Raw genomic sequence first — 26,561 nt, forward strand, 5'->3', positions numbered from 1 at the left:
GGCTCACTCCTACAGGATTTGTGTCGAACATAGCATGTGTGAACACCGCCAAACCTGTAGGAGTGAGCCTGCTCGCGATAGCCGCGACGCGGTCTGACTGAATTGTTACTTGAAGCCTATAACAACAGATTCTCGTGGAGCCTCGCTGATGAAATCCTATGAAGTCAATTTTGACGGTCTAGTGGGGCCGACCCATAACTACGGTGGTCTGTCCTACGGCAACGTCGCGTCCCAGAGCAACAGCCAGCAGTCTTCGAACCCGAAGGAAGCGGCGCTGCAAGGTCTGGCGAAAATGAAAGCGCTGATGGAAATGGGCTTTCAGCAAGGCGTGCTGGCGCCGCAGGAGCGTCCGGACGTGGCCGCGTTGCGCCGTCTGGGTTTCAGCGGCACCGACGCGCAAGTGATCGAGCGTGCCGCGAAGGAAGCCATGCCGTTGCTGGTTGCCAGTTGCTCGGCGTCGAGCATGTGGGTGGCCAACGCCGCCACTGTCAGCCCGAGTGCCGACACCGCTGACGGTCGCGTGCATTTCACCGCCGCCAACCTCAACTGCAAATACCACCGCAGCATCGAACACCCGACCACCAGCCGCGTGCTCGGTGCGATGTTCGCCGATCAGCAACACTTCGCCCACCACGCCGCGTTGCCGGCGGTGGCGCAGTTCGGTGACGAAGGCGCGGCCAACCACACGCGTTTCTGCCGTGAGTACGGCGAGGCCGGTGTCGAGTTCTTCGTGTTCGGTCGCAGTGCGTTCGACACTCGCTACCCGGCGCCACAGAAGTACCCGGCGCGCCAGACTCTGGAAGCCTCGCAAGCGGTAGCGCGTCTGCACGGTCTGCGTGACGAAGGCGTGGTTTACGCGCAGCAGAACCCGGCGGTGATCGACCAGGGCGTATTCCACAACGACGTGATCGCGGTGGGTAACGGCGAGGTGCTGTTCTATCACGAGGACGCGTTCCTCGACACCGAACAGATGCTGGCCGAGTTGCAGGGCAAACTGGCCAAGGTCGGCGGCAAGTTCCAGTCGATCTGTGTGCCGCGTTCGGCGGTCACCGTGGACGATGCGGTGCGCTCCTACCTGTTCAACAGCCAGTTGCTGTCGCGTCCTGACGGTTCGATGCTGCTGATCGTGCCGGAAGAGTGCCGTGGCAACGAGCGCGTGTGGAACTACCTGCAAGGGCTGACCAGCTCCGGCGGCCTGATCCGCGAAGTCAAAGTCTTCGACCTCAAGCAAAGCATGCAGAACGGCGGTGGCCCGGCGTGCCTGCGACTGCGCGTCGCGCTCAACGAAACCGAGCTGGCGGCCGTCAACCCAGGGGTTATCATGACGGCCCCGTTGTACGGTTCGTTGACCGCATGGGTTGAAAAGCACTACCGCGACCGCCTGAGCGAAACCGATCTGGCGGACCCGCAGTTGCTGCTTGAATGCCGGACGGCACTGGATGAACTGACGCAAATCCTTAAACTGGGCGCGGTTTATCCATTCCAGATCAATTGATGGCCGGCGCGTCGCCTGAACGCGGCGCGCGGCTTGTCTCCCCAAGAGAGTAAAAACATGAGCGATTCCCTGCAGTTGATCCTTGAAGACACCGACGGCACGCAACTGCAAACCTCGTGCACCCGCGTCGCGGTCATGTGGCAAGGCAAAGAGCTGTGGATCCAGCAGGACGGCCGTGGCCAACTGCTGATCGGCGTGGACGTCGAGGAAGGTGACGAAGAGTACGCCAACCTGCTGCTGCGCCCATTGGCAACTAATCTGGTAAGTCTGCAACTGGAAATGGAACCGGCTGAAGTCGGTGACGAAGACCACGTGCACGGCCCGGATTGCAACCACGATCACTAAGGAAACCGCTCTATGCTCGCCCTCGGCAAACTGCTTGAACTGACCCTCGCCGGCCGCGAACCGGCGGAGAAGACTCAACTGACTGTCGAAGGCGTGCGCATGCGCTGGTTGAGCGAGGGTGCGCTGGAAGTCCGGCCACCCGAAGCGCGTGACAATGGCCTGGACCTGCTGCTGTCGGCAGGTATCCACGGCAATGAAACAGCGCCGATCGAGTTGCTCGATCGGCTGCTGCATGACATCGCTCGCGGCGATCTGAAGCCGCGTGCACGCATTCTGTTCCTGTTCGGCAACCCGGAAGCGATCCGCAAGGGCGAGCGCTTCGTCGAGCAGGACGTCAACCGGCTGTTCAACGGCCGGCATGAACAAACCAGCGGTTCCGAAGCCATCCGCGCCTGCGAGCTGGAACGGCTGGCGGCGAGCTTCTTCAGCCTGCCGGATCGGCAGCGCCTGCACTACGACCTGCACACCGCCATTCGTGGTTCGAAGATCGAGCAGTTCGCGCTGTATCCGTGGAAGGAAGGTCGCCAGCATTCGCGCCGCGAGCTGGCGCGTCTGCGCGCTGCCGGGATGGAAGCGGTGCTGCTGCAGAACAAGCCGTCGATCGTGTTCAGTTCCTACACCTACGACAAGCTCGGTGCCGAGGCTTTCACCCTGGAACTGGGCAAGGCGCGGCCGTTCGGGCAGAACGAAGGGGTGGATGTTTCACGTCTGGAAACTCGTCTGAAGCAGATCATCGAAGGCAATGAGCCGGATCTGGCTGCAGAGGGTCTGGATGGTTTGCAGCTGTTCAGCGTCGCCCGGGAAATCATCAAGCACAGCGATGCGTTCCGCCTGAACCTGCCAGCGGACATCGAGAACTTTTCTGAATTGGATGTGGGTTATGTGCTGGCCGAAGATCTGGCCAATACCCGCTGGGTCATCGAGGAAGAGGGCGCGCGAATCATCTTCCCTAATCCGAAGGTCAAGAACGGCTTGCGCGCCGGCATCCTGATCGTGCCTGCCACCGACGAACATCTCGCCTGACGCAATTTCCGGTCTGATATATAACCCTGTGGGAGCGAGCTTGCTCGCGAATGCAATCTGGCATTCAACATTTGAGTTGGCTGTCAGTCCGCTTTCGCGAGCAAGCTCGCTCCCACAGGGGAATGAGTGAGACCAAAAGCCTCACTCATGGTCTATCAGACGGCGACCGCACGCGGCTCTGTGCGACGCAACGCGCGAACCTTCTGCAGCGTATCCGCGCAAGTCCGCGCCGCTTCCTGACCCTTGTGCACGAAATGCTCGAAGAAGAATTTCTGATGTTCTTCACCGGCATGGAAGTGGTGCGGGGTCAGGGACACCGAGAACACCGGTACTTCGGTTTCCAGTTGCACTTGCATCAGGCCGCTGACCACTGACTGGGCGACGAACTCGTGACGGTAGATGCCGCCGTCCACGACCAGAGCCGCCGCGACGATGCCGGCATAACGACCGGTCTTGGCCAGCAGCTTGGCGTGCAGGGGCATTTCAAAGGCGCCGCCGACTTCGAAGAAATCGATGTCCGATTCCTGATAACCCTGAACCAGCATTTCGGCGACGAAGCCCTTACGGCTCTGGTCGACGATTTCCTTGTGCCAGCAGGCCTGGATGAACGCAACGCGCTCGCCGTGAGGGTGTTTGCTTTTGCTGTCGATAGCGGTGGGTTGCATGTTCTGACTCCTGTTTGTGTGAAAAACAGGGCGTTATGAATTGAAAGGGATTCAAGGGTACGCACGAGCACACAAGCGCGCGGGCGGCCCTTTGGTGTCAATCCCGTTCTCTCTTCATCCGGACTATGACCGTCGGCCCCGGAATCACACCGGGTCTGCTGACCTTGCCGCCGATCACAGCAAAAGCCGTGTTCGTCGCCAAGCGCTCGCGGGCTATGCGCATTGCGCGCAATTACCGCCGGTGGGGAATTGCACCCCGCCCTGAGAACGTTTTTGCCGCCCTTTCTCGGGCGGCGCAGCGTTTTTATCACATTATTTCAGGCCTTGCACAGAACCTGTGGGAGCGGGCTTGCTCCGGGCGGCGTTCCGACGAAGGCGGTGTGTCAGTCAGCAAATTGATTGGTTGACACACCGCTTTCGCGAGCAAGCCCGCTCCCACATTGGGTTGCGTCCTTTCAATAAGTAATGTGCTTTTTCTCACTCAAGGGTTGATTAATCGGCGCCATGACCGCAGTAATTCACCTTCGAAAAGGGATTTCCCCTGCTGACCAGAGGCCAGGTTCATGAGCGTTATCGATCTTCGCAGCGACACCGTCACCCAACCGACTCCTGCCATGCTCGACGCGATGACGGCGGCGGCCACGGGTGACGATGTGTACGGCGAAGATCCGACGGTCAATCGTCTGGAGGCGGAACTGGCAAAACGCCTGGGGTTCGCCGCCGCGCTGTTCGTGCCGACCGGCACCATGAGCAATCTGCTGGGCCTGATGGCGCATTGCGAACGTGGCGACGAATACGTCGTCGGCCAGCAGGCGCACACCTATAAGTACGAGGGCGGTGGCGCGGCGGTGCTCGGTTCGATCCAGCCACAGCCGCTGGAAGTGCAGGCCGACGGTTCGCTGGATCTGGCTCACGTAGCGGCAGCGATCAAGCCGGATGACTTCCATTTCGCCCGTACCCGGCGGCTGGCGCTGGAAAACACCATGCAGGGCAAAGTGTTACCGCTGGAGTATCTGGCCCGCGCGCGCCAATTCACGCGGGAGCATGGTCTGGCCCTGCATCTGGACGGCGCGCGGCTGTACAACGCGGCGGTCAAGCTTGGGGTGGATGCCCGCGAGATCACGCAACATTTCGATTCGGTGTCGGTGTGCCTGTCCAAAGGCCTCGGCGCGCCGGTCGGTTCGGTGCTGTGTGGCACTGAGCAACTGATCGGCAAGGCCCGCCGCCTGCGCAAAATGGTCGGCGGCGGCATGCGTCAGGCCGGGTTGCTGGCAGCGGCGGGGCTGTATGCGCTGGATCACCACGTTGAGCGCCTGGCGGATGACCATGCCAACGCCCTGTTTTTGGCCGAAGGCTTGCGCGAGGCCGGGTTCAGCGTCGAGCCGGTGCAGACCAACATGGTTTACGTGCAAATGGGCGATCAGGCTGAAGCGCTCAAGGCGTTTGCCGCCGAACGCGGGATCAAGTTGAGCGCCGCGGCGCGCTTGCGCATGGTCACGCACATGGACGTCAATCGCTCGCAAATCGAGCAAGTGATCGCGACATTCGTCGAGTTTTCGCGCAAGTGACAGCGTTAGCCGTCCAATTGACCGTTACTATCGTATAAACACGCTGTACCCCGCGCGAAGGGCCGATATAATGCGGCCCTTTGCCGTCGTTTCGTCTGTTGACGTTTCGTACAGGCCTTTGGCCGCAGCCTCCGTGGAAGAACCTAATGAAAAGCGCAGAAATCCGTGAAGCCTTCCTTCGCTTCTTCGAAGAGCAAGGCCACACCCGTGTAGCCTCCAGCTCTTTGATTCCGGGCAACGACCCAACCCTGCTGTTCACCAACGCGGGGATGAACCAGTTCAAGGACTGCTTCCTGGGCCAGGAAAAGCGCGCGTACACCCGCGCAACCAGCAGCCAGAAGTGCGTGCGTGCCGGTGGCAAGAACAGCGACCTGGAAAACGTCGGTTATACCGCTCGTCACCACACCTTCTTCGAAATGCTCGGTAACTTCAGCTTCGGTGATTATTTCAAGCACGACGCGATTACCTTCGCCTGGACCTTCCTGACCGGCGTCCTGAAACTGCCGAAGGAAAAACTCTGGGTCACCGTCTACGCCTCCGATGACGAAGCGTATGACATCTGGACCAAGCAGATCGGCGTGCCGGTCGAGCGCATGATCCGCATCGGCGACAACAAAGGCGCGCCTTACGCCTCCGACAACTTCTGGACCATGGGCGATACCGGCCCGTGCGGCCCATGCACCGAGATTTTCTACGATCACGGCGACCACATCTGGGGCGGCCCACCGGGTTCGCCGGAAGAAGACGGCGACCGTTACATCGAGATCTGGAACAACGTGTTCATGCAGTTCAACCGCACCGCCGATGGTGTGTTGCATCCGTTGCCAGCGCCGTCGGTCGACACCGGCATGGGCCTGGAGCGGATCAGTGCGGTGATGCAGCACGTCAATTCCAACTACGACATCGACCTGTTCAAGAACCTGCTGAAGGCCTCGGCTGAAGCCATCGGCTGCGAAAATGGCGATCAGTCGTCGCTGAAAGTGGTGTCCGACCACATTCGTTCGTGCGGTTTCCTGATCGCCGACGGCGTGCTGCCGTCCAACGAAGGCCGCGGCTACGTGCTGCGCCGGATCATTCGTCGCGCCTGCCGTCACGGCAACAAGCTGGGCGCCACCGGCAGCTTCTTCTACAAGATCGTCGCTGCACTGGTCGCCGAGATGGGCGAAGCCTTCCCGGAACTGAAGAAGCAGCAGAGCAACATCGAGCGCGTACTCAAGGCTGAAGAAGAGCAGTTCTCCAAGACCCTGGAGCACGGCTTGAAGATTCTCGAACAGGATCTGCTGGAACTCAAAGGCACCGTGGTGCCAGGCGACGTGGTGTTCAAACTCTACGACACCTACGGTTTCCCGATGGACCTGACGGCCGACATCGCTCGCGAGCGCGGCCTGACCGTCGACGAAGTCGGCTTCGAGCGTGAAATGGAAGCCCAGCGTGTTCGTGCGCGTTCCGCCAGCTCGTTCGGTCTGGACTACAACACCCTGGTCAAGGTTGATGTGGCCACCGAGTTCACCGGTTACAAAGACACCAGCGGTTCGGCAAAAATCGTCGCTATCTATAAAGATGGCCAGTCGGTCGACGTCTTGAGTGAAGGCGAAGAGGCGGTGATCGTGCTGAACCAGACGCCGTTCTACGCTGAGTCCGGCGGCCAGATTGGCGACTGCGGTTTCCTCCAGGCCGGTAACGCACGTTTCGACGTCCGTGACACCACCAAGACCGGCGGCGCATTCTTGCACCACGGTGTTCTGGATTCCGGCAGTCTGACCATCGGCGCGCCAGTGGAAACCCATGTCGATGCCGAGGTGCGTCACGCGACTTCGCTGAATCACTCGGCCACCCACTTGCTGCACGCTGCGCTGCGTCAGGTACTGGGCGAGCACGTTCAGCAGAAGGGTTCGTTGGTGGATAGCCAGCGTCTGCGCTTCGACTTCAGCCACTTTGAAGCGATCAAGCCGGAGCAGATCAAAGCGCTGGAAGACATCGTCAACGCCGAGATCCGCAAGAACTCCGCAGTTGAAACTGAAGAAACCGACATCGAAACCGCCAAGCAGAAAGGCGCGATGGCGCTGTTCGGCGAGAAGTACGGCGACAACGTGCGCGTGCTGAGCATGGGCGGCGATTTCTCCGTCGAGCTGTGTGGCGGTATCCACGCCAACCGTACCGGCGACATCGGCCTGCTGAAAATCATCAGCGAAGGCGGTGTGGCATCGGGTGTGCGTCGTATCGAGGCAGTCACTGGTGCTGCGGCACTGGCCTACTTGAATGCTGCCGAAGAACAACTCAAGGAAGCGGCCAACCTGGTCAAGGGCAGCCGCGACAATCTGATCGACAAGCTGTCGGCCGTGCTGGAGCGCAACCGCGCGCTGGAAAAGCAACTCGAGCAGTTGCAGGCCAAGGCTGCCAGCGCCGCGGGCGACGATCTGTCGAACTCGGCAGTCGACGTCAAGGGCGTGAAGGTTCTGGCCGCACGTCTGGATGGTCAGGATGGCAAGGCGCTGCTGGCGCTGGTCGATCAGCTGAAAAACAAACTCGGCCGCGCAGTGATCCTGCTCGGCAGTGTCCATGAGGAAAAGGTCGTATTGGTTGCAGGCGTAACCAAAGACCTGACTGGCCAACTCAAAGCCGGTGATTTGATGAAACAGGCTGCTGCGGCAGTGGGCGGGAAGGGCGGTGGTCGTCCGGACATGGCGCAGGGCGGTGGTGTCGACGCCGGCGCACTGGATGGCGCGCTGGCGCTGACCGTTCCATTCGTCGAGCAGGGTTTATAAGACGGCCCGTCGGGCCCGCAGTCTAGTGGCGGGCCCGGCGGCTGTTCGAGTGATTATTGGGCGCCCTTCATGGGCAGAGGCGGCTTTGAAATGGCTTTGATCGTACAGAAATTTGGAGGCACCTCGGTCGGCACTGTCGAGAGAATCGAGCAGGTCGCCGACAAGGTTAAGAAATTCCGCGATGCCGGCGATGACCTGGTGGTTGTGCTGTCTGCAATGAGCGGCGAAACCAACCGTCTGATCGATCTGGCCAAGCAAATCAGTGGCGACGTGCAACCGGTTCCGCGTGAACTGGACGTGATCGTTTCCACCGGTGAGCAGGTGACGATTGCCCTGTTGGCCATGGCGCTGATCAAGCGCGGTGTGCCGGCGGTGTCGTACACCGGTAATCAGGTGCGGATCCTGACGGACAGTGCGCACAATAAAGCGCGTATCTTGCAGATTGATGACCAGAAGATTCGCGGTGATCTGAAAGCAGGTCGCGTGGTGGTTGTCGCCGGTTTCCAGGGCGTCGACGAGCACGGCAACATTACCACCCTCGGCCGTGGCGGTTCCGACACCACAGGCGTGGCACTGGCGGCTGCATTGAAGGCTGACGAGTGCCAGATCTACACCGACGTCGATGGTGTCTACACCACTGACCCGCGTGTGGTGCCGGTCGCTCAGCGTCTGGACAAGATCACCTTCGAAGAGATGCTGGAAATGGCCAGCCTCGGTTCCAAGGTGCTGCAGATCCGTGCGGTGGAATTCGCCGGCAAGTACAACGTTCCGCTGCGCGTACTGCACAGCTTCAAGGAGGGTCCGGGCACCCTCATTACTATTGATGAAGAGGAAACCATGGAACAGCCGATCATTTCCGGCATCGCTTTCAACCGCGATGAAGCCAAGCTGACCATCCGTGGCGTGCCAGACACCCCGGGCGTGGCGTTCAAGATTCTCGGCCCGATCAGTGCCGCGAACATCGAAGTCGACATGATCGTGCAGAACGTTGCGCACGATAACACCACTGACTTCACCTTCACCGTGCACCGCAACGACTACCAGGCCGCACAGACCGTGCTGGAAAACACCGCTCGCGAGATCGGTGCCCGGGAAGTGGTGGGCGACACCAAGATTGCCAAGGTCTCGATCGTCGGTGTCGGCATGCGTTCCCACGCAGGCGTGGCCAGCCGCATGTTCGAATCCCTGGCCAAGGAAAGCATCAACATCCAGATGATCTCGACGTCGGAAATCAAGGTTTCCGTGGTGATCGAAGAGAAGTACCTGGAACTGGCCGTGCGCGCCCTGCACACGGCTTTCGAACTGGACGCGCCGGCCCGTCAGGGCGAGTAATCCGTTCACCTGAAGGGCGCGGTCTGACCGCGCCCTTTATTTTTTGAATGGCGCGAGCCCTGAACTGTTCTTTTGCTCGCGCTGGTCAATACTCAGGCATGTAGGGCTACGATCGCTCCGGTTGTAGGTCGGGTGCCTTTTTTTTGCAGACTGTTGTCCCTGAAATGAAATGCGTGAGGAGAAAGGTATGCTGATTCTGACTCGTCGGTGCGCAGAAAGCCTGATTATCGGTGATGGCGAAATCACCGTGACCGTGCTCGGCGTCAAAGGAAATCAAGTGCGCATCGGCGTCAACGCCCCGAAAGAGGTTGCCGTGCACCGTGAGGAAATTTACCTGCGTATAAAGAAAGAGAAGGACGAAGAACCAAGCCATTAATTTTTATCGATTTTTATGTTTGCAAACGGGGAAGAAGGTGGTTAATATACGCCCCGTGTTGCGGAGAGCTGGCCGAGTGGCCGAAGGCGCTCCCCTGCTAAGGGAGTACACCTCAAAAGGGTGTCGGGGGTTCGAATCCCCCGTTCTCCGCCATTATTTGCTTAGTACGTTGTAATCTGGCTTTTTCTGTAAGTTCTTGAATTTATTAGAAAAAGTGGTTGGAATAGAGATTAGACGGGCTATAATGCGGCGCAACAAATGCACTCGTAGCTCAGCTGGATAGAGTACTCGGCTACGAACCGAGCGGTCACAGGTTCGAATCCTGTCGAGTGCACCATTTAAGAGTTGTTTATAGCAATATAAAGAACTCGGCTTCAGCCAGTTGTGGTCTGGTTTAAAAACACAAATGCACTCGTAGCTCAGCTGGATAGAGTACTCGGCTACGAACCGAGCGGTCACAGGTTCGAATCCTGTCGAGTGCACCATTTAAGAGTCGTTTGTAGCAATACAGGCGACTCGGCTTCAACCAGTTGTGATCTGGTCTAAAAACACAAAATGCACTCGTAGCTCAGCTGGATAGAGTACTCGGCTACGAACCGAGCGGTCACAGGTTCGAATCCTGTCGAGTGCACCATATTCAAGAAGCCCGCGTTTAACGCGGGCTTTTTGTTGCCTGCGATTTGGCTTTTCCTTTCACGCATCCCTTCTCGTCAAAATCGACTTGAGCACTGCGGCCTCGTTTCAGCTCATAGCGATAGCTCGTCGTCGACGTTCGAATATTCACCTTGTCCGGTTTGCCGAGCGCGCTCTCGACATCCTGTTGGCTCATGCCGGCAATCACTCGTTGATTGATGATTGCTGCGCGGCGCTGCCTGGCATCGATCAGGTTGCCGCATTTGTCCGCCAGGCGGCCAACGATGCCCGGTTCACGTCCCCTGATTGTCATACCGGATATTTCCTCATGGTTGTGTTCCGGCATGATCGGTACGACGGATCCGGGCGAGTAAGGGTGAACCTGTTGCTCTGAAAGCTGCTCGTCGCTCGCACAGCTCAGGGTCGTGAAGGTGATGCCGCCGTCGGCAGCCTCGCAGCGGTGAAGGGTGGTGGCGGCTCCGGCGAGTGGCAGGCAGAGCAGGCTGGCGACCACAAAAAGGCATGTTCTGGATAGCATTCGACGTCCTCCATGACGGTCTACGCTCAAGGGTAGTCGCTACATTTTTCAACGCCGGTGTGTTTTCTTTTCAAGATGAGTCGTCGCATCTGCACGGGTCAGGACAGCGCTCAACTTTGTCGCGCAAGCACTTGTTTCGACCGCGATTTTTTAACGTTTAAAACCGTCAGGCGGTGTATCATTGCGCCCGTCGGCCCCGCCGGGGCCTATGGAAAACCTCCATGGACTTACCCAGTAGTTACTCAGTAGCCCGTTTCACCAATCATGAATTGACTGATTGATCCTTCCGGCGTGCCCCGCTGCTGGGAGTGGAGTTCGCCTATGTCCGAAATCGAAGTAAAGAAAACCCAGGAAAGCCTGCAGGATCGCCTGGCTCAGGTCGTTGAGCTGCTGCAGCGCCAGAAGGTCGTCGAAGACCTGACTCATCGCCAGGAAGGCGCGCACCACGACCGGGTCGAGAACCTGGTTCACCGGCAGAACCTCGTCGAGCTGCAACGCAAACTCGATGATCTGCACTCCGCCGACGTTGCCTACATCCTTGAAGCCTTGCCGCTGGACGACCGTCTGACGCTCTGGCAACTGGTCAAGGCTGATCGCGACGGCGACATTCTTCTCGAAGTATCCGATTCCGTTCGTGAAACGCTGATCGCCGACATGGACGATCACGAGCTCCTGGCTGCGGCCAAGGACATGGACGCCGACGAACTTGCTGACCTGGCCTCCGAGCTGCCGCGAGACGTCGTCCATGAGCTGATGGAGACGCTCGACCAGCAACAACGCGAGCGCGTGCGTTCGGCCCTGTCCTATGACGAGGAGCAGGTCGGTGCGCTGATGGACTTCGAGATGGTGACCATCCGCGAGGATGTCAGCCTCGAAGTGGTTCTGCGTTACCTGCGTCGGCTCAAAGAGCTGCCGGGCCACACCGACAAACTGTTCGTGGTCGATTACGACGGCGTGCTCAAGGGCGTGCTGCCGATCAAGCGTCTGCTGGTCAACGATCCGGAGAAACAGGTTTCTGAAGTCATGGCCAGCGATCCGGTGAGTTTTCATCCGGACGAGGACGCCTATGACGCGGCTCAGGCGTTCGAGCGTTACGACTTGATCTCGGCCCCGGTGGTCGACAAGAACGGCAAGCTGATCGGCCGTCTGACCATCGACGAAATGGTCGACCTGATTCGTGAGGAGAGCGAAAGCGAAGTCCTCAACATGGCGGGTCTGCGCGAAGAGGAAGACATCTTCGCCTCAGTCTGGAAATCCCTGCGCAACCGTTGGGCGTGGCTGGCGATCAATCTCATCACTGCCTTTGTCGCGTCGCGGGTGATCGGTCTGTTCGAAGGCTCGATCGAGAAGCTGGTGGCGCTGGCGGCGCTGATGCCGATCGTGGCGGGTATCGGCGGTAACTCCGGTAACCAGACGATCACCATGATCGTGCGTGCCATGGCGCTCGACCAAGTCAGCACCGGCAACACCTCGCGTCTGATGCGCAAGGAGCTGGCGGTGGCGTTGATCAATGGTCTGGTCTGGGGTGGGGTGATCGGTGTGGTCGCCTACCTGCTTTACGGCAGTTGGTCGCTGGGTGTGGTGATGACGGCGGCGATGACTCTCAACCTGCTGCTCGCGGCGCTGATGGGGGTGTTGATCCCGATGACGCTGGCCAAAATGGGTCGCGACCCGGCGATGGGCGCCAGTGTGATGATCACGGCCATGACCGACAGTGGTGGCTTCTTCATCTTTCTGGGGTTGGCGACGATCTTCCTGCTCTGATTCGCTGCCATACAAAAGCCCGCCGAAATGGCGGGCTTTTTTGTGCCTGTGTAGTTATCTGTAGTGAGGGGATTTATCCCGATGGGTTGCGCAGCGACCCCGGAAGAGGGCCTGCTGCGCAGTCCGTCGGGGATAAATCCCCTCACCACAAAGTCTGCCTTGGATTGTCGTGATTAAAATCCGGGTAAAAAAAAAGCCAGCACTTAAGCTGGCTTGAGATGTTCGGCGCAACTCAGGACGCGTCTGCGGCCATCTCGGCGTCGTGAGCGATCAGCGACACCAGTGCGTTCTGTTGACGGTGCGACAGCTGACGGAAGCGTTGCAGCAGCTCACGCTCATGCAGCGAAAGCTCCGGGCTGTCCAGGCGCATGCTCAACTCTTCGCCCAGTGCACCTTCCTGAATAAGACTCTGCTCAAGGCGCGCAATGATTTCGGAGTTCATGCTGCGATGATGATTGCGAGCCACCTCGGCAATGCGTTCACGCATCCCGTCTGGCAGACGTACGACGAACTTGTCAGCCGTACGGCTGGAATAAATTGCCTGTTTCAATGGGCGCATATATTTAACCGGTTAGTTCAGGGGAGCGGTTCTCGGGATTGGCCGCAGGATGTGTGGTAGGACAAGCATCCGCGCCAAATGGTTCAACCTGAATTGTTAAGAGGCCCGCATCATGCCTCAAAATTGCCAGATCATTGGCGTCAATTCTGTGACAAATATTGAGCTGGGTAAAGGCGTAATGCCAGCACCAATTATCAGAAATGCGGACTGGTTTGAAAACTTTGCCTTGGTCCGCATCAATGACCGCTTCCGGGTGCACATCTGTTGATGTCCGAAGACGTCAGAACGTGCATGCTATGCGGCTTTCAATCCTTGTTCCTTACCTGTACAGGATAGTGGCAATTTGCCGATTTACTAGGGCAAACACCCGTTGGAGGGCGTTTTCAGGATGGATGGCAGGCTTATTTATCTGATGGGACCCTCCGGTTCAGGCAAGGACAGCCTGATCGAGGCCGCGCGTGAGCCTTTGCGTGAGTTGAAATGCGAAATCATCCGCAGAGTGATTACCCGATCAGCGGAATCGGTGGGTGAAGATGCCATCGGCGTGACGCCCGAAGAGTTCGAGCGACGCCAGCAAGCCGGGGACTTCTCGCTGGCCTGGCAGGCCAATGGGCTGGCTTATGGTATCCCGGCAGAAATCGACGAATGGTTGCGCGCTGGACGATCTGTGCTGGTGAACGGCTCACGCGCCAACCTGCGTCAGGCGCTTGAGCGCTATCCGACGCTGCTGCCGGTGCTGCTGACGGTCAAGGATGAGGTCTTGCGTGAACGCCTGCTCAGACGAGGGCGGGAGACGCCTGAGCAGATCGATGCGAGACTGGCGCGCAATGCGCTGTTCAAGGACAGAAGGGCAACTGACTTGCCCGTGCATATGATCGACAACTCGGGCGACCTGGCGGACGCCGTCAAGCAACTGCTGGGCTTGATCCGTCTTAACGCAGCACCGGATCAAACTTGATCCTGCGCCCGGCCACCAGGGCCAGCACAAACAACACCGCAAACACGCCGCAGCCAATCAGGGGCAGGGTGACTGAGGTTTCCTCGAACAGCGAAAAATGCACAACGCCACTCAATAAGGCGAGGATCAGAAATCCTGCGGCTGATCTGGACATGCTGTACTCCTGAAGATATTTCAAAAAACCAGACGTTCGGTGTCGCGCGTCGGCAGTGCATGCTCAGGCTCATTGACCGCCTGCGCCGCGTAGTCGCTCTGATCGCTCAGCACCGCCAACTGCGGCGCTCTCTGCACCTGCAAATAATGCGGCATACGCTGAGCCACCGGTTCAGCACTCTCTGGAACAAAATGAAAGCCAACCAAAACCGCCAGTGCGATAGCGTTTGCGAGCAGGAGAGTGCTGTTCATGGGGCGGACTCCGTTTGTGCTGTTGTGAGAACAGACAAAGCAGCCGTCGTGCCAACAGTCTAACCGCTGTGAAGTCCTTTAAAAACAAGGATTTGCAAGGGTTTTTCATAGGGAGAGGGTTGCAATCTGCAATGATGGCTTTTTGAGGTAGTGCAAATTGCACGGTAAATGTTCACGCAGCATTGCAAGGCGCCTGCCTACACTTAAAAAGCCCACGGACGACATGACAAATCAAGGGCTGGCCGTTAACATGCACGCCGTCCGTCGCGCCGTGTCCGGCCGCGATAACTCAGTGTCTCAGTAGCTCAATTGGATAGAGCATCCCCCTCCTAAGGGGAAGGTTGGCAGTTCGAACCTGCCCTGGGACACCATCATTCAGAGCCTCGCCAAGGCTCGCAAAAAAGCCCCGCACAGGATGATCTGGCGGGGCTTTTTCGTTTTCATTGCTGCTGTCTAGTTTGCCGCGCCACCCTCGGCTTTGCCTATTGAGATGCTTACTTGAGTTATGTGGCGGCGCCCGTTGACCGTATAGCTTTGTGCCTGCTCTTCTGATCCCGGCTTTCGCAACGCCAGTTGCGCAAACAGCCCGACTTTTTCATCGTAGCTACCAAACCAATTGATCAGTCTGGCGATAAAGCAGTCGTCGCCGATGATCACCGGGAAATCGGCGACGGGTTCAATCGCGTAATAACTTGCGCCGTAGCTGTAATAGTCATCGTCCCCCGGGCCTGATGAGGGGATTGGGCAGATGGGGGCCGAGTTCTTCGACTCCGTATTTCTTATCTTGGATAAACCTAGAATGAGTGCCTTTTGTAAGGTGGGGGTCAGTTCATAGGCTGTCGGATTGTCCTGATTCGCCTGAGTGCGAGGCACGTTCAGTTCATAACCATACTGCACCGTTATCGTGGGGACCTGATGATTGATCCGCAGGGGGTTGAGCAGATAGACCTTATCAACACCGTAAGCGCCATCTCGATAGGCGGCGTAAATTCTGTCATGCACCTTGATCCAGTTGACCGCTTGGTTGGCGCCGCGATCATTGGTGTAGAAAAGGGTGGTCTCGGCGTTGGGTTCGGTAGCAGCTTCGGCACCTCGTCTGGTGAACCTGCTTCCTGTGCCGCGCCAGGTTTCGGTGTACCAGAACAACCCGGTGCCGCCTGAGTAGGTTTCAACGATCAGGTCGCGCAATCCATCGCCATCCAGATCGGTAAGGGTGTAAGTCGTTTGACCCATTTCAGAGGCACCTGTGATGTTGGACGCATTTAATGCCTTCCATTCATCCAGGCTCACTCCTTTCGGGATCGTTTCGGGAAAATGCGTTTGCTCATCATCATCGGGAACACCGGCAAACGAAGTTTTATCAAGGCTTACCGTGAATGCACCTAGAGTCTTTTCCAGAGCAAACTCGGGATCAACCTTGCTCGCCGCCTCGATACGTTGCTGCAGCTCGACCATCGCCTGTCTGTCTATCTCGTCGGGCAAGTACGCCAGCGTATCGATCCATTGCGTTTGCAATGATTCGAGCCGTTCGCGATAGCGCTGATTAAGGCAACTGACATTTTCAACGCATTGATTGCGGGTCTTTAGCCAAAGGCGCTGAGCGCCTTTAAGCTCGGCCGTTTTATCTGGCGCTGACTTCATGAGTTTGCTGTATGCAGCACCCATCTGCGCATCCAGCTCATACAACCCTTTATCCGCACAAACAGCCTTCTCCACGGCACTCGCCGCTTTCGCACAATCCATTCCTCCCGCCATTGCCTGCTGAAAAAACAGCAGCGCACAGGCGGACACGATGCAACGTCCTTTGATGTACACGAGATAAACCCTGTAGTGAAAAGATGACCCGGCGCGCAGGGTAATCGCTGCACAAGGAATCTTGAACCCCTCCACTTCAGAGAACCCCACCCCTTGCCGATAACTCCTTCGGCGACCTCAGACTCGCGCGAAATCGCTTGATAGCATTTGGCCTCCAGCTATCATCTGCGCGCCTGTGAAAACGCCCCCGGTTCACCTACTTCAATTGCCTGGAAATCTTCGATGCTGTCGTATCACCAAAAGAGTTTTCTGATCGTCGATGATTTCTCGGATTTCCGCAGTTCCGTACGCTCGATGCTGCGCGAACTGGGGGTCAAGGATGTGGATACCGCCGATACCGGCGAGCAGGCGCTGAAGATGTGTGCGCAGAAGTCCTATGATTTCATCCTGCAGGATTTCCACCTCGGCGACGGCAAGAAGAACGGCCAGCAGGTGCTGGAAGACTTGATGTCGGAAAAGCTCATCAGCCATGAAGCGGTGTTTGTCATGGTCACGGCCGAGACCAGTCAGGCGATGGTGCTCAGTGCCCTGGAGCATGAGCCGGATGCCTACCTGACCAAGCCGTTCAACCGCTCCGGCCTGGCGCAGCGCCTGGAGCGTCTGGAGCAGCGCAAGACGTTGCTCAAACCGATTCTGCAAGCCCTTGATCGCGGTAAACCGGTCGAGGTGCTCAATGCCTGTATTGCGCTGTGCAAGCAGGACATCCGTTATTCGCCGCTGTGCCTGCGTTATCGCGCCGATGCGCTGCGCGACATGAACCAGAACGAAGCGCTTGAACGCCTCTACGACAGCATCATTGCTGATCGGCCGTTGCCGTGGGCATTTGCCGGGCTGGGCAAGTTGTTGTTCAAGCGTGGGCAAGTGGCGCAGGCCAAGGATGTTTACGAAAAGGCGCTGAAAGTGTTCCCGATGATGCCGGCGTTGTACGACGGCATGGCCGATGTGCTGGTCGCCGAGGGCGATACCAAAGGCGCGCAGCGGGTGCTGGAGGAGGCGATTCGTTTGTCGCCGCTGGCGGTGCGCCGGCAGGCGTTGCTCGGCAAACTGGCGATGGCCAACGAAGACTTCGACACCGCGTCCCGTGCCTATCGCCAGGCCGTGGCGCAGGGCGCGCAGTCGCGGTTCAAGGACCCGGAAAGCAACCTCGGTCTGGCTCATGCCTTGATCAGCAAGGGCAGTGAGCGCGGGCTCGACACGCGCACGCGGCTGGAGATCAACACCACGCTCAGCGCCGTCGCCAAAGAGAACCCGTCTGACCCCGGCCTGCAGATTCGTGCGCGGCTGATGAAGGCCACCAGTCTGCTGCTCAACGATGCCGAGACCGCCGACAAGCTCACCGAGCAAGCACTGATGCGCCTCGACGGCATGGAACAGTTCATGAGCCCTGAAGCGGCGCTGCTGGTCGCCAAGCAATTGCAGATGCTCGGTCAGGCCGAGGCGGGCACTTCGATGCTCAAGAGCTGTGCGGAGATCTACGGTGACGATCCGGCGGTGATGAAAGACATCGCCAAGCTCACCGACGACCCGACTATCCTCAGTTCGAGCAACGCCGCCGCCGACCTCAACCGTCAGGGCGTGCGCGTGTACAAGACCGGCAATCTGGTGGAGGCCCGCGAGGTGTTCCGCAAGGCGCTGAAGATGCAACCGAAGAACATCAGTATCGCGCTGAACATGGCCCAGTCGCTGCTGCATGGCACCGACACCAGTGTGCCGTCGGCGGAGCTGGAAGAATGTCGGGCCTGCCTGAAAATGGTCGGCCTGATGCCCGACACCGACGCGCGTTATGCGCGTTATCAGAAGCTGAAAAGCAAGGCGTTTGGCGAATGAACCAAGACGAGCAGGCGCTGGATTTCTCCACGGTGATCGCCTCCACCGTTCACGACATGAAGAACTCGCTGGCGATGCTGATGCAAGCCCACAGCCAGTGGCTGGCGCGCTTGCCCGAAGCGCAACGCGGTGGGGCGGAGCAGGGTGTGATCGACTTCGAGTTCGCCCACCTCAACGGCATGCTGGTGCAACTGCTCGGGCTGTACAAGCTCGGCGTCAACCAGTTGCCGCTGCAACCGGCGTATCACGAGCTGGATGATTTCATCGAGGCGCAACTGGCCGCGCATCAAGAGGTGTTCGCCAGTCGCGGGATCATTGCTACCTACGAAGTTGATCCGCTGAGCCCGCTGGGTTTCTTCGATCGCGAATTGGTTGCCTCGGTATTGGGCAACTGCATCAACAACGCGATTCGTTATGCCCGCGAGTCGCTGCTGATTACCGTCAGCGACGAGGCTGGGCAACTGGTGTTGAGCATCAACGATGACGGCGACGGTTACCCGGCAGCGATGCTCGAGCGTCAGGCCGATTACGTGCAGGGCATCAATCACAGCAGTGGCAGCACCGGGTTGGGTCTGTATTTCGCCAACCGGATTGCTGCGTTGCATCAGCGCAATGGCGTGGTCGGGCACACCGAAATTCGCAATGGCGGAGCACTGGGTGGCGGGGTGTTCAGCCTTTATCTGCCGTGACCCGGGTTTTTGTTTGACGCTGCTTGATATTCCGAACAGCCGGAGCCTATTTTGTACGGGTCGCCGCTTGCGGCTCGCACAATAACAAGGATTGCGTCATGACAACCGATGGCCAGCGTTCACTCGCACAGCGACTGACCGGCATTGATGAGATTGAATGTGTCACGCCGGATTTGAACGGCGTGCCGCGCGGCAAGGTGATGACCGCCGAGGGTTTCCTCGAAGGGCGGCGTTTGCAGATGGCACGGGGGGTGCTGCTGCAATGCATCATGGGCGGTTATCCGCCGGCGCGGTTTTACGGCAGCGATGACGGCGACCTCGCGCTGGTGGCCGAGCCGAGCATGATCCATCCCTTGCCATGGAGCGACGAGCCACGTGCCCTGGCCATCTGCGATGCCGACGAACTGAGCGGCGAAAGCTCCAACCTGTCGACCCGTGGCCAACTCAAGAAAGTCATCGCCCGTTACGCCGCACGCGGTCTGGCGCCGGTAGTGGCGACCGAGCTGGAATTCTTCGTCTTCGCGCCGAACACCGATCCGACTCAGCCGTTCCGTCCGCCAGTCGGCCTCGACGGGCGTCGCGAGGATGGGCAGTCGGCGTTCAGTGTCAGTTCCAACAATGGCCTGCGGCCATTCTTCAGCGAAGTCTATAAATGCATGGCAGCCCTCGGTCTGCCGCGCGATACCTTCATGCATGAAATGGGCGTCAGCCAGTTCGAGATCAACTTGCTGCACGGTGATCCGCTGTTGCTCGCCGATCAGACCTTCCTGTTCAAACACCTGCTCAAGGAAGTCGCGCTCAAGCATGGTCTGAGCGTGGTGTGCATGGCCAAACCGCTGGCGCACACGCCGGGCAGCTCGATGCACATTCACCAGAGCCTGGTCGAGATCGCCACCGGCAAGAATGTGTTCAGCGACGAGAGCGGCCAGCCGACCGCAATGTTCCGCCATTTCATCGGCGGGCAGCAGGCGGGCATGGCTGATTTCACCGCACTGTTTGCACCGAACGTGAACTCCTATCAGCGTCTGTGTCACCCGTATGCTTCACCGAACAATGCCTGCTGGTCCCACGACAATCGCGCCGCAGGGCTGCGGATTCCGGCCAGTTCGCCGGTGGCCCGACGCGTGGAAAACCGTTTGCCTGGCGCCGATGCCAACCCGTATCTGGCGATTGCCGCGAGTCTGGCCGCCGGCTTGCATGGCATCGAGCATGAGCTGGAGCCGACCGCAGCGATTCAGGGCGAATTCGAAGTGCCGGAGAATCTTTCGCTGCCGTGTACCCTGCATGCCGCGCTCGAGCGTCTGAAACGTAGCCAATTGGCCAGGGAACTGTTCGGACAGGAGTTCATCGAAGGCTACATCGCTTCGAAGACCATGGAGTTGACCAGCTTCTTTGATGAAATCACTCCCTGGGAACGGCGTGTTCTAGCAGCCCAGGCCTGACTAACTGTCGCCGTCGGGCTATCGTCTTGATAGTCCGATACTCACTGCAAGGAGCCGCTCGGAACGCCGATGCGCCAAATCTGGAAATCCTTTCGAGCGCTGTATTTCGCCTCGCTGATGATGTTGATCGGCTCGGGCCTCCTATCTACTTACCTGGCATTGCGCCTGGCTGCTGACCATGTCGACGGACTGTGGGTCGGTGCGCTGATGGCGGCCAACTATTTCGGCCTGGTACTGGGCGGCAAGATCGGTCACCGCTTGATTGCCCGGGTCGGCCACATTCGCGCTTATTCGGCGTGTGCCGGGATCGTCGGCGCGGCGGTGCTCGGGCATGGCCTGGTCGACTGGCTGCCGGCGTGGCTGGTGCTGCGGACCATCGTCGGTCTGGGCATGATGTGCCAATACATGGTGATCGAGAGCTGGCTCAACGAGCAGGCCGACGCCAACCAGCGTGGGCTGGTGTTCAGCGGCTACATGATCGCTTCGTATCTGGGGCTGGTGCTCGGTCAGTTGATTCTGGTCATGCATCCGGGCCTCGGCCTGGAGCTGCTGATGCTGGTCGCGCTGTGTTTTGCCCTGTGTCTGGTGCCGGTGGCGCTGACCCGGCGAATTCACCCGGCGCCACTGCATCCGGCACCGATGGAGCCGCGCTTCTTTATCAAGCGCGTGCCGCAGTCGTTGAGCACGGTGCTGGGGGCCGGTCTGATCATCGGCTCGTTCTACGGTCTGGCACCGCTGTATGCCTCGCAGCAGGGGCTGTCGACCGAGCAGGTCGGTCTGTTCATGGGTAGCTGCATTTTTGCCGGGCTGCTGGTGCAGTGGCCGTTGGGCTGGTTGTCCGACCGTTATGACCGGGCGCTGCTGATTCGCTGTTTTGCCGGGTTCCTGGCGGTGGCGGCGTTGCCGTTGGCGATCCTGCCGCAGGTGCCGCTGGAAGTTCTGTTTGTCGTCGGGTTCATGTGTTCGCTGGTGCAGTTCTGCCTGTACCCGCTGGCGGTGGCGTTTTCCAACGACCACGTCGAGGGCGATCGCCGGGTGTCGCTGACGGCGATGCTGCTGGTGACCTACGGTGTCGGTGCGAGCATCGGCCCGCTGCTGGCAGGTGTGCTGATGAAGCTGTTTGGCAGTCAGAGTCTGTACGCGTTTTTCAGTTTCTTCGCGCTGGTGCTGGTGTGGCGCATTCGCCCGAAAGCGGTGACCAATCTGCATCAGGTCGACGACGCGCCGCTGCACCACGTGGCGATGCCTGACAGCATGTCCAGCTCGCCGTTGGTGGCAGCACTCGATCCGCGAGTGGATGAGCAGGTGGTGCAGGAGCAGATGCAGACCACGGTTACGCCAGAACCGGAGCCGGAACCCGAAGTGCAGTCTGAAGCGGCGGTGGAAGCTGATCCGGCTGATGAGGGGGATAAACCGACGCCGGACATCAGTGGTGCCAGACCCTGAATCGGGTGAGGGTAAGGCTGTTCAAAGAATGATGCTTTAACTGTGGTGAGGGGATTTATCCCCGACCGGCTGCGAAGCAGTCGCAAAATCAACGCATGCGAAGTATCTGATACTGCGCATCGGCAGGTTTTGGGGGCGCTACGCGACCCATCGGGGATAAATCCCCTCGCCACAGGGATCTCCAGGCCAGGACGGGACAATGGAAATAGAAAAGGGCAGTCCCGCGAGGGGCTGCCCTTTCTATTTGCCTGTACGAATCACAGATCGTCTTTATCGAACCGGCGTGCTTCACGCTGCAACTGATAGACGAAGCGTTCGACGTTGCGCGCCGCCTGGCCGCTGATGTTGTGGAAACGCAGACCGGCGAAGGTGATGTTGAGCTTTTCTTCGAAGTGCAGATAACGCAGTTCGACCGAGATCGGTTGATTGCCAAACAGCGGGGTGGCGATCATGCGGTCATAGACCTGGCCCAGTTGCAGGCGGTCGGTGATGTCGCCTTCAAAGCGCAGCTTGCAACCGGTGGCGGAAATATCCAGCAGTTTGCCGTTGATCGGCGCTTTGAGCTTTTCGCCGCCGAGTTCGACGCTGACCAGGTCAGTCAGCTTCAGGGCTGCACGAAAGGCGTTGCGGCGCTGGTGGTAAACCACCTCGGTCGGCAGGTCACCGGTGTAGAAGCGATCGCCCTCGGATTCTTCGATGTTCAGCGTGCCGGTGCATTCCCAGGCGATGCGCACGCCCTCGTGGAAGCCTTCGACCTTGAACGGTTCGCCCGCCTGCAGAAAGCGCTCGCCATCGCGCGGGATCATCTCGTCCAGGGCAATCGTCGCGGTATCGCGGTCGACCTTGATCAGGTAGCTCTGGAAACGCTGGCTGCGCTCGTGGAACGTGATGATCAGTGGATCGTGGCTTTCTTGCAGCTGGCGCAGGTTGCTGGAGATTTCCAGGGGCGTGGTCAGCACCTTTGGTGGCTGCGGACTATCATCCGCGCTTAGGGCGTTTGGCACGTTTTCTCAATCTCCAGACAAAATTTGACTACGACTAGCCAGCATTTTGCCAGCATGTTTCGCGGGTTGATAGTGCAGGCACATCGAATGGCTCACGCCTGGCTGAGCGTACGCGGCTTGGTGGGTTTGGCGAAAGTGCCCGAGGCGTCATACAACGCTGGCGGCTCGCCCCCGGTGAGGATTTTCAGCTGATTGGCCGTGGCGGCCTGCTGAATCTGGATCGACTGGCCGTTCTTGACGTTCGCCGCCTGGCACTGGGCAATCAGGTCGGTCAACACGTCGCTCTGGGCCAGCAACTGGTCGCCAATGCTCGAGTGGCTGGCCAGTTGCTCCAGGCCCTGACGGTCGAGCGGCAGGTTGAGGCTGGCGAGGATTTCGCTGCGCTTGCGGCCATGCTGTTCAAGCAAAATGATCAATGCCTGTTTGCGCGCCAGAATGTCTTCGAGCAAAGGCATGTCGCGACCGTGCAAAGCGAGGGACTCGGTTTGCAGCAACTCCAGCAATTGTTGAGCTGGAGCAAAGTCGTCGGTGATCAGTTGCAATAAATTAGTGTCGTGCATGGCTGGCCTTGGGTTTTAAGCGTCCAAAAGCCTGGCGCCGGCAAAAGCCTAGCGCTGGGCTTCGAAGTTGAGCAGTTTGCTGGCTACACGGTTGCTGTCGACTTTATAGCTGCCATCGGCAATCGCTGCTTTCAACTCGGCCACCCGGGCTTTGTCGACGGCAGGCTGATCGCGCAGCTTGTCAGTGACCTTCTGCAACTGTTGAGCCTCATTGCTGAGGTGTACCGATTCCCCGCTTTTTGCGGTACTGGCCGTTTCGGCCTGGGTATTCAGCGGCGCGGAGGTGCCGGATTCGGCGGTTTCCTTGGCGTTGCTGGTACGTGTACTGCCCGTAAGTGACGAGGAGCTGTTCAAACGGCTGAAATCGATGACCATGTTAAAAACCTCTGGGAATTTGGACGCTTGCCATGTTCTCGGCCATTCCCTGGAAAACTTTAGGCTCACTTTGCAATGAGCTGCATGTGCCGAAGCGTGTTCTGCTGCGGCACAGTTTAGGGAAGCATCGAGGCCGGCGCCAGTTTTCTGCCTGAGCGTTTTACATGGCCACTTCCACCTGGCCCGGCGCGATGACCTGCGCCTTGATCACCCGGTTGGAATTGAGGTTTTTCACCCGGATCTGTTCTTTCAAACCGCCATTGGCCAGGGCTTCGCCGGGCATGCGCACAGCGAGCGTACCGCTGCGGGCGATGATGACCACCTGATCACCCTTGCGCACCACTTCAGCCTGTTCCAGATGCACCAGGGTAATCACCTGATCGGCGACCGTTGGTCGGGTCAATTTCTGCCCGATGGCTTCATCCACCGACGTCAGGAAACCCTGATTGATCTGGCTGATGTCGCGTTCACGCAAGGTCACATCCTGCGGCTCGATAATTCCGGCGCGTTTCAGCGGGCGGGTGGTGGTGACAATCTCGCGAAACAGGCGGACTTGAGCGGGCACGAACACCGTCCACGGCGAGCTTCCCTCGCACCGGACCTTGACCGTTACCCGGCCCAGCGGACGGGCCGGACTCTCCAGCGACGCTGTCAATTCCTTGTCGCACATAGGCATGCGCATACGCGGGTCGAGCTGGTTGACCTCGATTTCGTAGCGGCCTTCCGTTTGACTGGTAGCCAGATAGTCTTCTACGGTGAACTCAAGAAAGCCTTGGGTGACGCCGATAAGCATGTCAGGCAAGGTAACCGTATCAGCACCGGCAGGGCTGCCAGCGAAGAAGAAGCAGACGGCAGACACCGCGCACAGCGCTTTGCGGGTGCGGGAGGTCAGGCGTCGGAAAAATGTCGTTTGAGCGTTCATACGAGTTAAAAAGCAAGCGCCGTGCCGTTTAGCAATGAATGTGCGTCGCAACAACACTTGGCGTTGGTGTAGGAGTCTGGGCATGGCTGGTGTAATGGATTCGGTGAACCAGCGCACGCAACTGGTAGGGCAGAATCGCCTGGAGCTGTTGTTGTTCCGTCTTGACGGTCAGCAGCTCTACGGCATCAACGTGTTCAAGGTGCGGGAAGTGCTGCAATGCCCGTCGCTGACGTTGATGCCCAAGTCCAGTCCTGTCGTGTGCGGGGTGGCGAATATCCGGGGGGCGACCATTCCGATCCTTGATCTGGCAATGGCGACCGGTTCCGGGGCGTTGAAAGACAAGAACAGTCCGTTCGTGATCATCACGGAGTACAACACCAAGACCCAGGGTTTCCTGGTTCGCTCGGTGGAGCGCATCGTCAACATGAACTGGGAAGAGATCCATCCGCCGCCCAAGGGCACGGGGCGCGATCACTACCTGACGGCTGTGACTCGGGTCGACAATCAGTTAGTCGAAATCATCGATGTCGAGAAGGTGCTGGCGGAAGTGGCGCCGACGCCCGAGGCGATTTCGGTCGGTGTGGTCGATGTTGAGACCCAGAGCAAGGCGTTGTCGCTGCGGGTGCTGACGGTCGATGACTCGTCGGTGGCGCGCAAGCAGGTCACGCGTTGCCTGCAGACGATCGGGGTTGAAGTGGTGGCGCTGAACGACGGCAAGCAGGCGCTGGATTACCTGCGCAAGCTGGTCGAAGAGGGCAAGAAGCCGGAAGAAGAGTTCCTGATGATGATTTCCGACATCGAGATGCCGGAGATGGACGGGTACACCCTGACGGCGGAGATCCGCAGCGACCCGCGCATGCAAAAGCTTCATATCATCCTGCATACTTCGTTGTCGGGGGTATTCAATCAGGCGATGGTCAAGAAAGTCGGTGCCGATGACTTCCTGGCCAAATTCCGTCCTGATGACCTGGCATCCCGGGTAGTCGACCGGATCAAAGCAGCAGATATCAGCTAGGGACCTTTTGTCCCTGGCGGTCAACACGATTTAAGAGGCGGCATCATTGTCTACGGGTAATTTGGATTTCGAACAATTCCGGGTCTTCCTGGAAAAAGCCTGTGGCATTTTGCTCGGTGAAAACAAGCAGTACCTGGTCTCGAGCCGTCTCAACAAACTGATGGAGCAGCAAGGCATCAAGTCCCTGGGTGAGCTGGTACAGCGCATCCAGACCCAGCCGCGCAGCGGTTTGCGCGAGCAGGTGGTCGATGCCATGACGACCAACGAAACCCTGTGGTTTCGGGACACCTATCCGTTTGAAGTCTTGAAGAACAAGGTGCTGCCCGAGGCAATCAAGGCCAGTCCCAACCAGCGTCTGCGGATCTGGTCGGCGGCGTGCTCGTCGGGTCAGGAACCGTATTCGCTGTCGATGTCGATCGATGAGTTCGAGCGCAGCAACCTCGGTCAGTTGAAGATGGGCGTGCAGATTGTTGCCACGGACTTGTCCGGCAGCATGCTGACCAACTGCAAGACCGGCGAGTACGACAGCCTGGCGATCGGTCGCGGTTTGTCCGCCGATCGTCTGCAGCGCTACTTCGACCCGAAAGGGCCGGGGCGCTGGGTGATCAAGGCGCCGATCAAGAACCGGGTGGAATTCCGTTCGTTCAACCTGCTCGACAGCTACGCGAGTCTGGGCAAGTTCGACATCGTGTTCTGCCGCAACGTGCTGATCTACTTCTCCGCCGAGGTGAAGAAAGACATCCTGTTGCGCATTCACAGCACGCTGAAGCCGGGCGGGTACCTGTTCCTTGGCGCGTCCGAAGCGCTGAACGGTCTGCCGGATCATTACCAGATGGTCCAGTGCAGCCCGGGGATCATTTACCAGGCGAAGTGATTGCATCGGCAACACGAGAAACGGGAGTCCTTGGGGGCTCCCGTTTTTTTGTGCCTGAATTATCTCCCTCACACACCACAAATCCCCTGTGGGAGCGGGCTTGCTCGCGAAGGCGGTGTGTCAGGAAAACAAATACTGACTTAGATGACGCTTTCGCGAGCAAGCC

The 26,561-nt window shown here is 58.8% G+C and carries 25 protein-coding genes, 5 tRNA genes and 1 riboswitch; of the genes, 20 read left to right on the forward strand and 10 right to left on the reverse strand.

The genetic code is table 11. The features are described from left to right. Positions 1-148 precede the first annotated feature (148 nt). From astB to astE, 3 genes are read left to right on the forward strand one after another with little or no spacing between them, the layout of a single operon-like run. Positions 149-1,495, forward strand: a complete 1,347-nt coding sequence (gene astB / locus QMX91_RS14880; RefSeq protein ID WP_003227272.1) for an N-succinylarginine dihydrolase — start codon at positions 149-151, stop codon at positions 1,493-1,495. Between the two features lie 57 nt (positions 1,496-1,552). Beyond that, a complete protein-coding gene (locus tag QMX91_RS14885; RefSeq protein WP_007963090.1) occupies positions 1,553-1,840 on the forward strand; it encodes a hypothetical protein in 288 nt (95 codons plus the stop codon). A 12-nt stretch (positions 1,841-1,852) separates the two neighbouring features. Continuing rightward, the gene (gene astE, locus QMX91_RS14890) at positions 1,853-2,863 is read left to right on the forward strand and encodes a succinylglutamate desuccinylase (RefSeq protein WP_027612642.1); all 1,011 of its coding nucleotides are present in this window, start codon (positions 1,853-1,855) and stop codon (positions 2,861-2,863) included. 155 nt (positions 2,864-3,018) lie between these two features. Here the strand turns inward: astE and QMX91_RS14895 are convergent, their stop codons facing one another. Beyond that, entirely contained in the window at positions 3,019-3,528 is a 510-nt protein-coding gene (locus tag QMX91_RS14895) for a 6,7-dimethyl-8-ribityllumazine synthase (protein ID WP_098965159.1), read from the reverse strand. 101 nt (positions 3,529-3,629) lie between these two features. Then, positions 3,630-3,801: riboswitch (FMN riboswitch) on the reverse strand. A 290-nt stretch (positions 3,802-4,091) separates the two neighbouring features. On the opposite strand from QMX91_RS14895, the gene ltaE reads away from it, so the two are divergent. From ltaE to QMX91_RS14935, 8 genes are all read left to right on the forward strand, one after another. Further along, positions 4,092-5,096: a low-specificity L-threonine aldolase gene (gene ltaE, locus QMX91_RS14900; RefSeq protein ID WP_282412961.1), complete on the forward strand. Its 1,005-nt coding sequence runs from the start codon at positions 4,092-4,094 to the stop codon at positions 5,094-5,096. A 146-nt stretch (positions 5,097-5,242) separates the two neighbouring features. Further along, on the forward strand, positions 5,243-7,861 hold the full coding sequence (gene alaS / locus QMX91_RS14905) for an alanine--tRNA ligase (RefSeq protein WP_098965156.1): 2,619 nt from the start codon (positions 5,243-5,245) through the stop codon (positions 7,859-7,861). A gap of 90 nt (positions 7,862-7,951) precedes the next feature. Continuing rightward, positions 7,952-9,193, forward strand: coding sequence for an aspartate kinase (locus QMX91_RS14910; protein ID WP_025112914.1), 1,242 nt, complete (start codon positions 7,952-7,954; stop codon positions 9,191-9,193). A 187-nt stretch (positions 9,194-9,380) separates the two neighbouring features. After that, positions 9,381-9,569 carry a carbon storage regulator CsrA gene (csrA, locus tag QMX91_RS14915; protein ID WP_002554426.1) on the forward strand — a complete coding sequence of 63 codons (189 nt, stop codon included), beginning with the start codon at positions 9,381-9,383 and terminating at the stop codon, positions 9,567-9,569. Positions 9,570-9,631: 62 nt separating this feature from the next. Beyond that, a tRNA-Ser gene (locus tag QMX91_RS14920) sits at positions 9,632-9,722 on the forward strand. A 107-nt stretch (positions 9,723-9,829) separates the two neighbouring features. Continuing rightward, positions 9,830-9,906: transfer RNA gene (locus tag QMX91_RS14925), tRNA-Arg, on the forward strand. A gap of 71 nt (positions 9,907-9,977) precedes the next feature. Further along, positions 9,978-10,054 (forward strand) — tRNA-Arg (locus QMX91_RS14930). Between the two features lie 72 nt (positions 10,055-10,126). Continuing rightward, positions 10,127-10,203: transfer RNA gene (locus QMX91_RS14935), tRNA-Arg, on the forward strand. Between the two features lie 18 nt (positions 10,204-10,221). Here the strand turns inward: QMX91_RS14935 and QMX91_RS14940 are convergent. Next, positions 10,222-10,740 (reverse strand): cell envelope protein SmpA, encoded by a 519-nt coding sequence (locus tag QMX91_RS14940; RefSeq protein WP_282412962.1) that lies wholly within the window; start codon positions 10,738-10,740, stop codon positions 10,222-10,224. Between the two features lie 321 nt (positions 10,741-11,061). On the opposite strand from QMX91_RS14940, the gene mgtE reads away from it, so the two are divergent. Next, positions 11,062-12,504: a magnesium transporter gene (gene mgtE / locus QMX91_RS14945; RefSeq protein WP_027612263.1), complete on the forward strand. Its 1,443-nt coding sequence runs from the start codon at positions 11,062-11,064 to the stop codon at positions 12,502-12,504. Positions 12,505-12,736: 232 nt separating this feature from the next. On the opposite strand, the gene QMX91_RS14950 is transcribed toward mgtE, so the two are convergent. Continuing rightward, on the reverse strand, positions 12,737-13,063 hold the full coding sequence (locus QMX91_RS14950) for an Arc family DNA-binding protein (RefSeq protein ID WP_003178899.1): 327 nt from the start codon (positions 13,061-13,063) through the stop codon (positions 12,737-12,739). A gap of 388 nt (positions 13,064-13,451) precedes the next feature. Here QMX91_RS14950 and phnN point away from each other — a divergent pair, with 388 nt between their 5' ends. After that, complete coding sequence (gene phnN, locus QMX91_RS14955; protein ID WP_282412963.1) at positions 13,452-14,021, forward strand: phosphonate metabolism protein/1,5-bisphosphokinase (PRPP-forming) PhnN; 570 nt, start codon at positions 13,452-13,454, stop codon at positions 14,019-14,021. Here phnN and QMX91_RS14960 read toward each other — a convergent pair. Continuing rightward, the gene (locus QMX91_RS14960; RefSeq protein WP_027612267.1) at positions 13,996-14,175 is read right to left on the reverse strand and encodes a PA3371 family protein; all 180 of its coding nucleotides are present in this window, start codon (positions 14,173-14,175) and stop codon (positions 13,996-13,998) included. The two genes, phnN and QMX91_RS14960, sit on opposite strands and share 26 nt — an antisense overlap. A 20-nt stretch (positions 14,176-14,195) precedes the next feature. Continuing rightward, positions 14,196-14,426 (reverse strand): hypothetical protein, encoded by a 231-nt coding sequence (locus tag QMX91_RS14965; protein WP_282412964.1) that lies wholly within the window; start codon positions 14,424-14,426, stop codon positions 14,196-14,198. Positions 14,427-14,720: 294 nt separating this feature from the next. Between QMX91_RS14965 and QMX91_RS14970 the strand changes: the two genes are divergently transcribed. Continuing rightward, positions 14,721-14,797: transfer RNA gene (locus tag QMX91_RS14970), tRNA-Arg, on the forward strand. An 82-nt stretch (positions 14,798-14,879) separates the two neighbouring features. Here QMX91_RS14970 and QMX91_RS14975 read toward each other — a convergent pair. Beyond that, the gene (locus tag QMX91_RS14975; protein WP_282412965.1) at positions 14,880-16,331 is read right to left on the reverse strand and encodes a lysozyme inhibitor LprI family protein; all 1,452 of its coding nucleotides are present in this window, start codon (positions 16,329-16,331) and stop codon (positions 14,880-14,882) included. Positions 16,332-16,463: 132 nt separating this feature from the next. On the opposite strand from QMX91_RS14975, the gene QMX91_RS14980 reads away from it, so the two are divergent. From QMX91_RS14980 to QMX91_RS14995, 4 genes are all read left to right on the forward strand, one after another. Beyond that, a complete protein-coding gene (locus tag QMX91_RS14980; RefSeq protein WP_047295822.1) occupies positions 16,464-18,068 on the forward strand; it encodes a tetratricopeptide repeat-containing response regulator in 1,605 nt (534 codons plus the stop codon). After that, a complete protein-coding gene (locus QMX91_RS14985) occupies positions 18,065-18,757 on the forward strand; it encodes a HAMP domain-containing sensor histidine kinase (RefSeq protein WP_282412966.1) in 693 nt (230 codons plus the stop codon). The genes QMX91_RS14980 and QMX91_RS14985 overlap by 4 nt, the downstream gene beginning before the upstream one ends. 200 nt (positions 18,758-18,957) lie before the next feature. After that, complete coding sequence (locus QMX91_RS14990; RefSeq protein ID WP_282412967.1) at positions 18,958-20,199, forward strand: glutamine synthetase family protein; 1,242 nt, start codon at positions 18,958-18,960, stop codon at positions 20,197-20,199. Positions 20,200-20,268: 69 nt separating this feature from the next. Next, a complete protein-coding gene (locus tag QMX91_RS14995; RefSeq protein ID WP_135296363.1) occupies positions 20,269-21,645 on the forward strand; it encodes an MFS transporter in 1,377 nt (458 codons plus the stop codon). A 257-nt stretch (positions 21,646-21,902) separates the two neighbouring features. Here QMX91_RS14995 and QMX91_RS15000 read toward each other — a convergent pair whose 3' ends face one another. The 4 genes from QMX91_RS15000 to flgA form a co-directional block, all read right to left on the reverse strand. After that, entirely contained in the window at positions 21,903-22,649 is a 747-nt protein-coding gene (locus QMX91_RS15000) for a flagellar brake protein (RefSeq protein WP_135296362.1), read from the reverse strand. Between the two features lie 92 nt (positions 22,650-22,741). After that, the gene (locus QMX91_RS15005; protein WP_007963060.1) at positions 22,742-23,209 is read right to left on the reverse strand and encodes a flagellar protein FlgN; all 468 of its coding nucleotides are present in this window, start codon (positions 23,207-23,209) and stop codon (positions 22,742-22,744) included. 48 nt (positions 23,210-23,257) lie between these two features. After that, a complete protein-coding gene (gene flgM / locus QMX91_RS15010) occupies positions 23,258-23,584 on the reverse strand; it encodes a flagellar biosynthesis anti-sigma factor FlgM (RefSeq protein ID WP_007917589.1) in 327 nt (108 codons plus the stop codon). A gap of 160 nt (positions 23,585-23,744) precedes the next feature. Then, positions 23,745-24,506, reverse strand: a complete 762-nt coding sequence (flgA, locus tag QMX91_RS15015) for a flagellar basal body P-ring formation chaperone FlgA (protein WP_027612276.1) — start codon at positions 24,504-24,506, stop codon at positions 23,745-23,747. An 82-nt stretch (positions 24,507-24,588) separates the two neighbouring features. On the opposite strand from flgA, the gene QMX91_RS15020 reads away from it, so the two are divergent. Both QMX91_RS15020 and cheR read left to right on the forward strand, forming a co-directional pair. Beyond that, positions 24,589-25,521: a chemotaxis protein CheV gene (locus QMX91_RS15020; RefSeq protein ID WP_095137138.1), complete on the forward strand. Its 933-nt coding sequence runs from the start codon at positions 24,589-24,591 to the stop codon at positions 25,519-25,521. A 46-nt stretch (positions 25,522-25,567) separates the two neighbouring features. Continuing rightward, positions 25,568-26,395 (forward strand): protein-glutamate O-methyltransferase CheR, encoded by an 828-nt coding sequence (gene cheR, locus QMX91_RS15025; RefSeq protein ID WP_007963053.1) that lies wholly within the window; start codon positions 25,568-25,570, stop codon positions 26,393-26,395. Positions 26,396-26,561: the final 166 nt, after the last annotated feature.

The organism is Pseudomonas sp. PS01299 (genome assembly GCF_029960145.1).
In the GTDB taxonomy this organism is placed as follows: domain Bacteria; phylum Pseudomonadota; class Gammaproteobacteria; order Pseudomonadales; family Pseudomonadaceae; genus Aquipseudomonas; species Aquipseudomonas putida_A.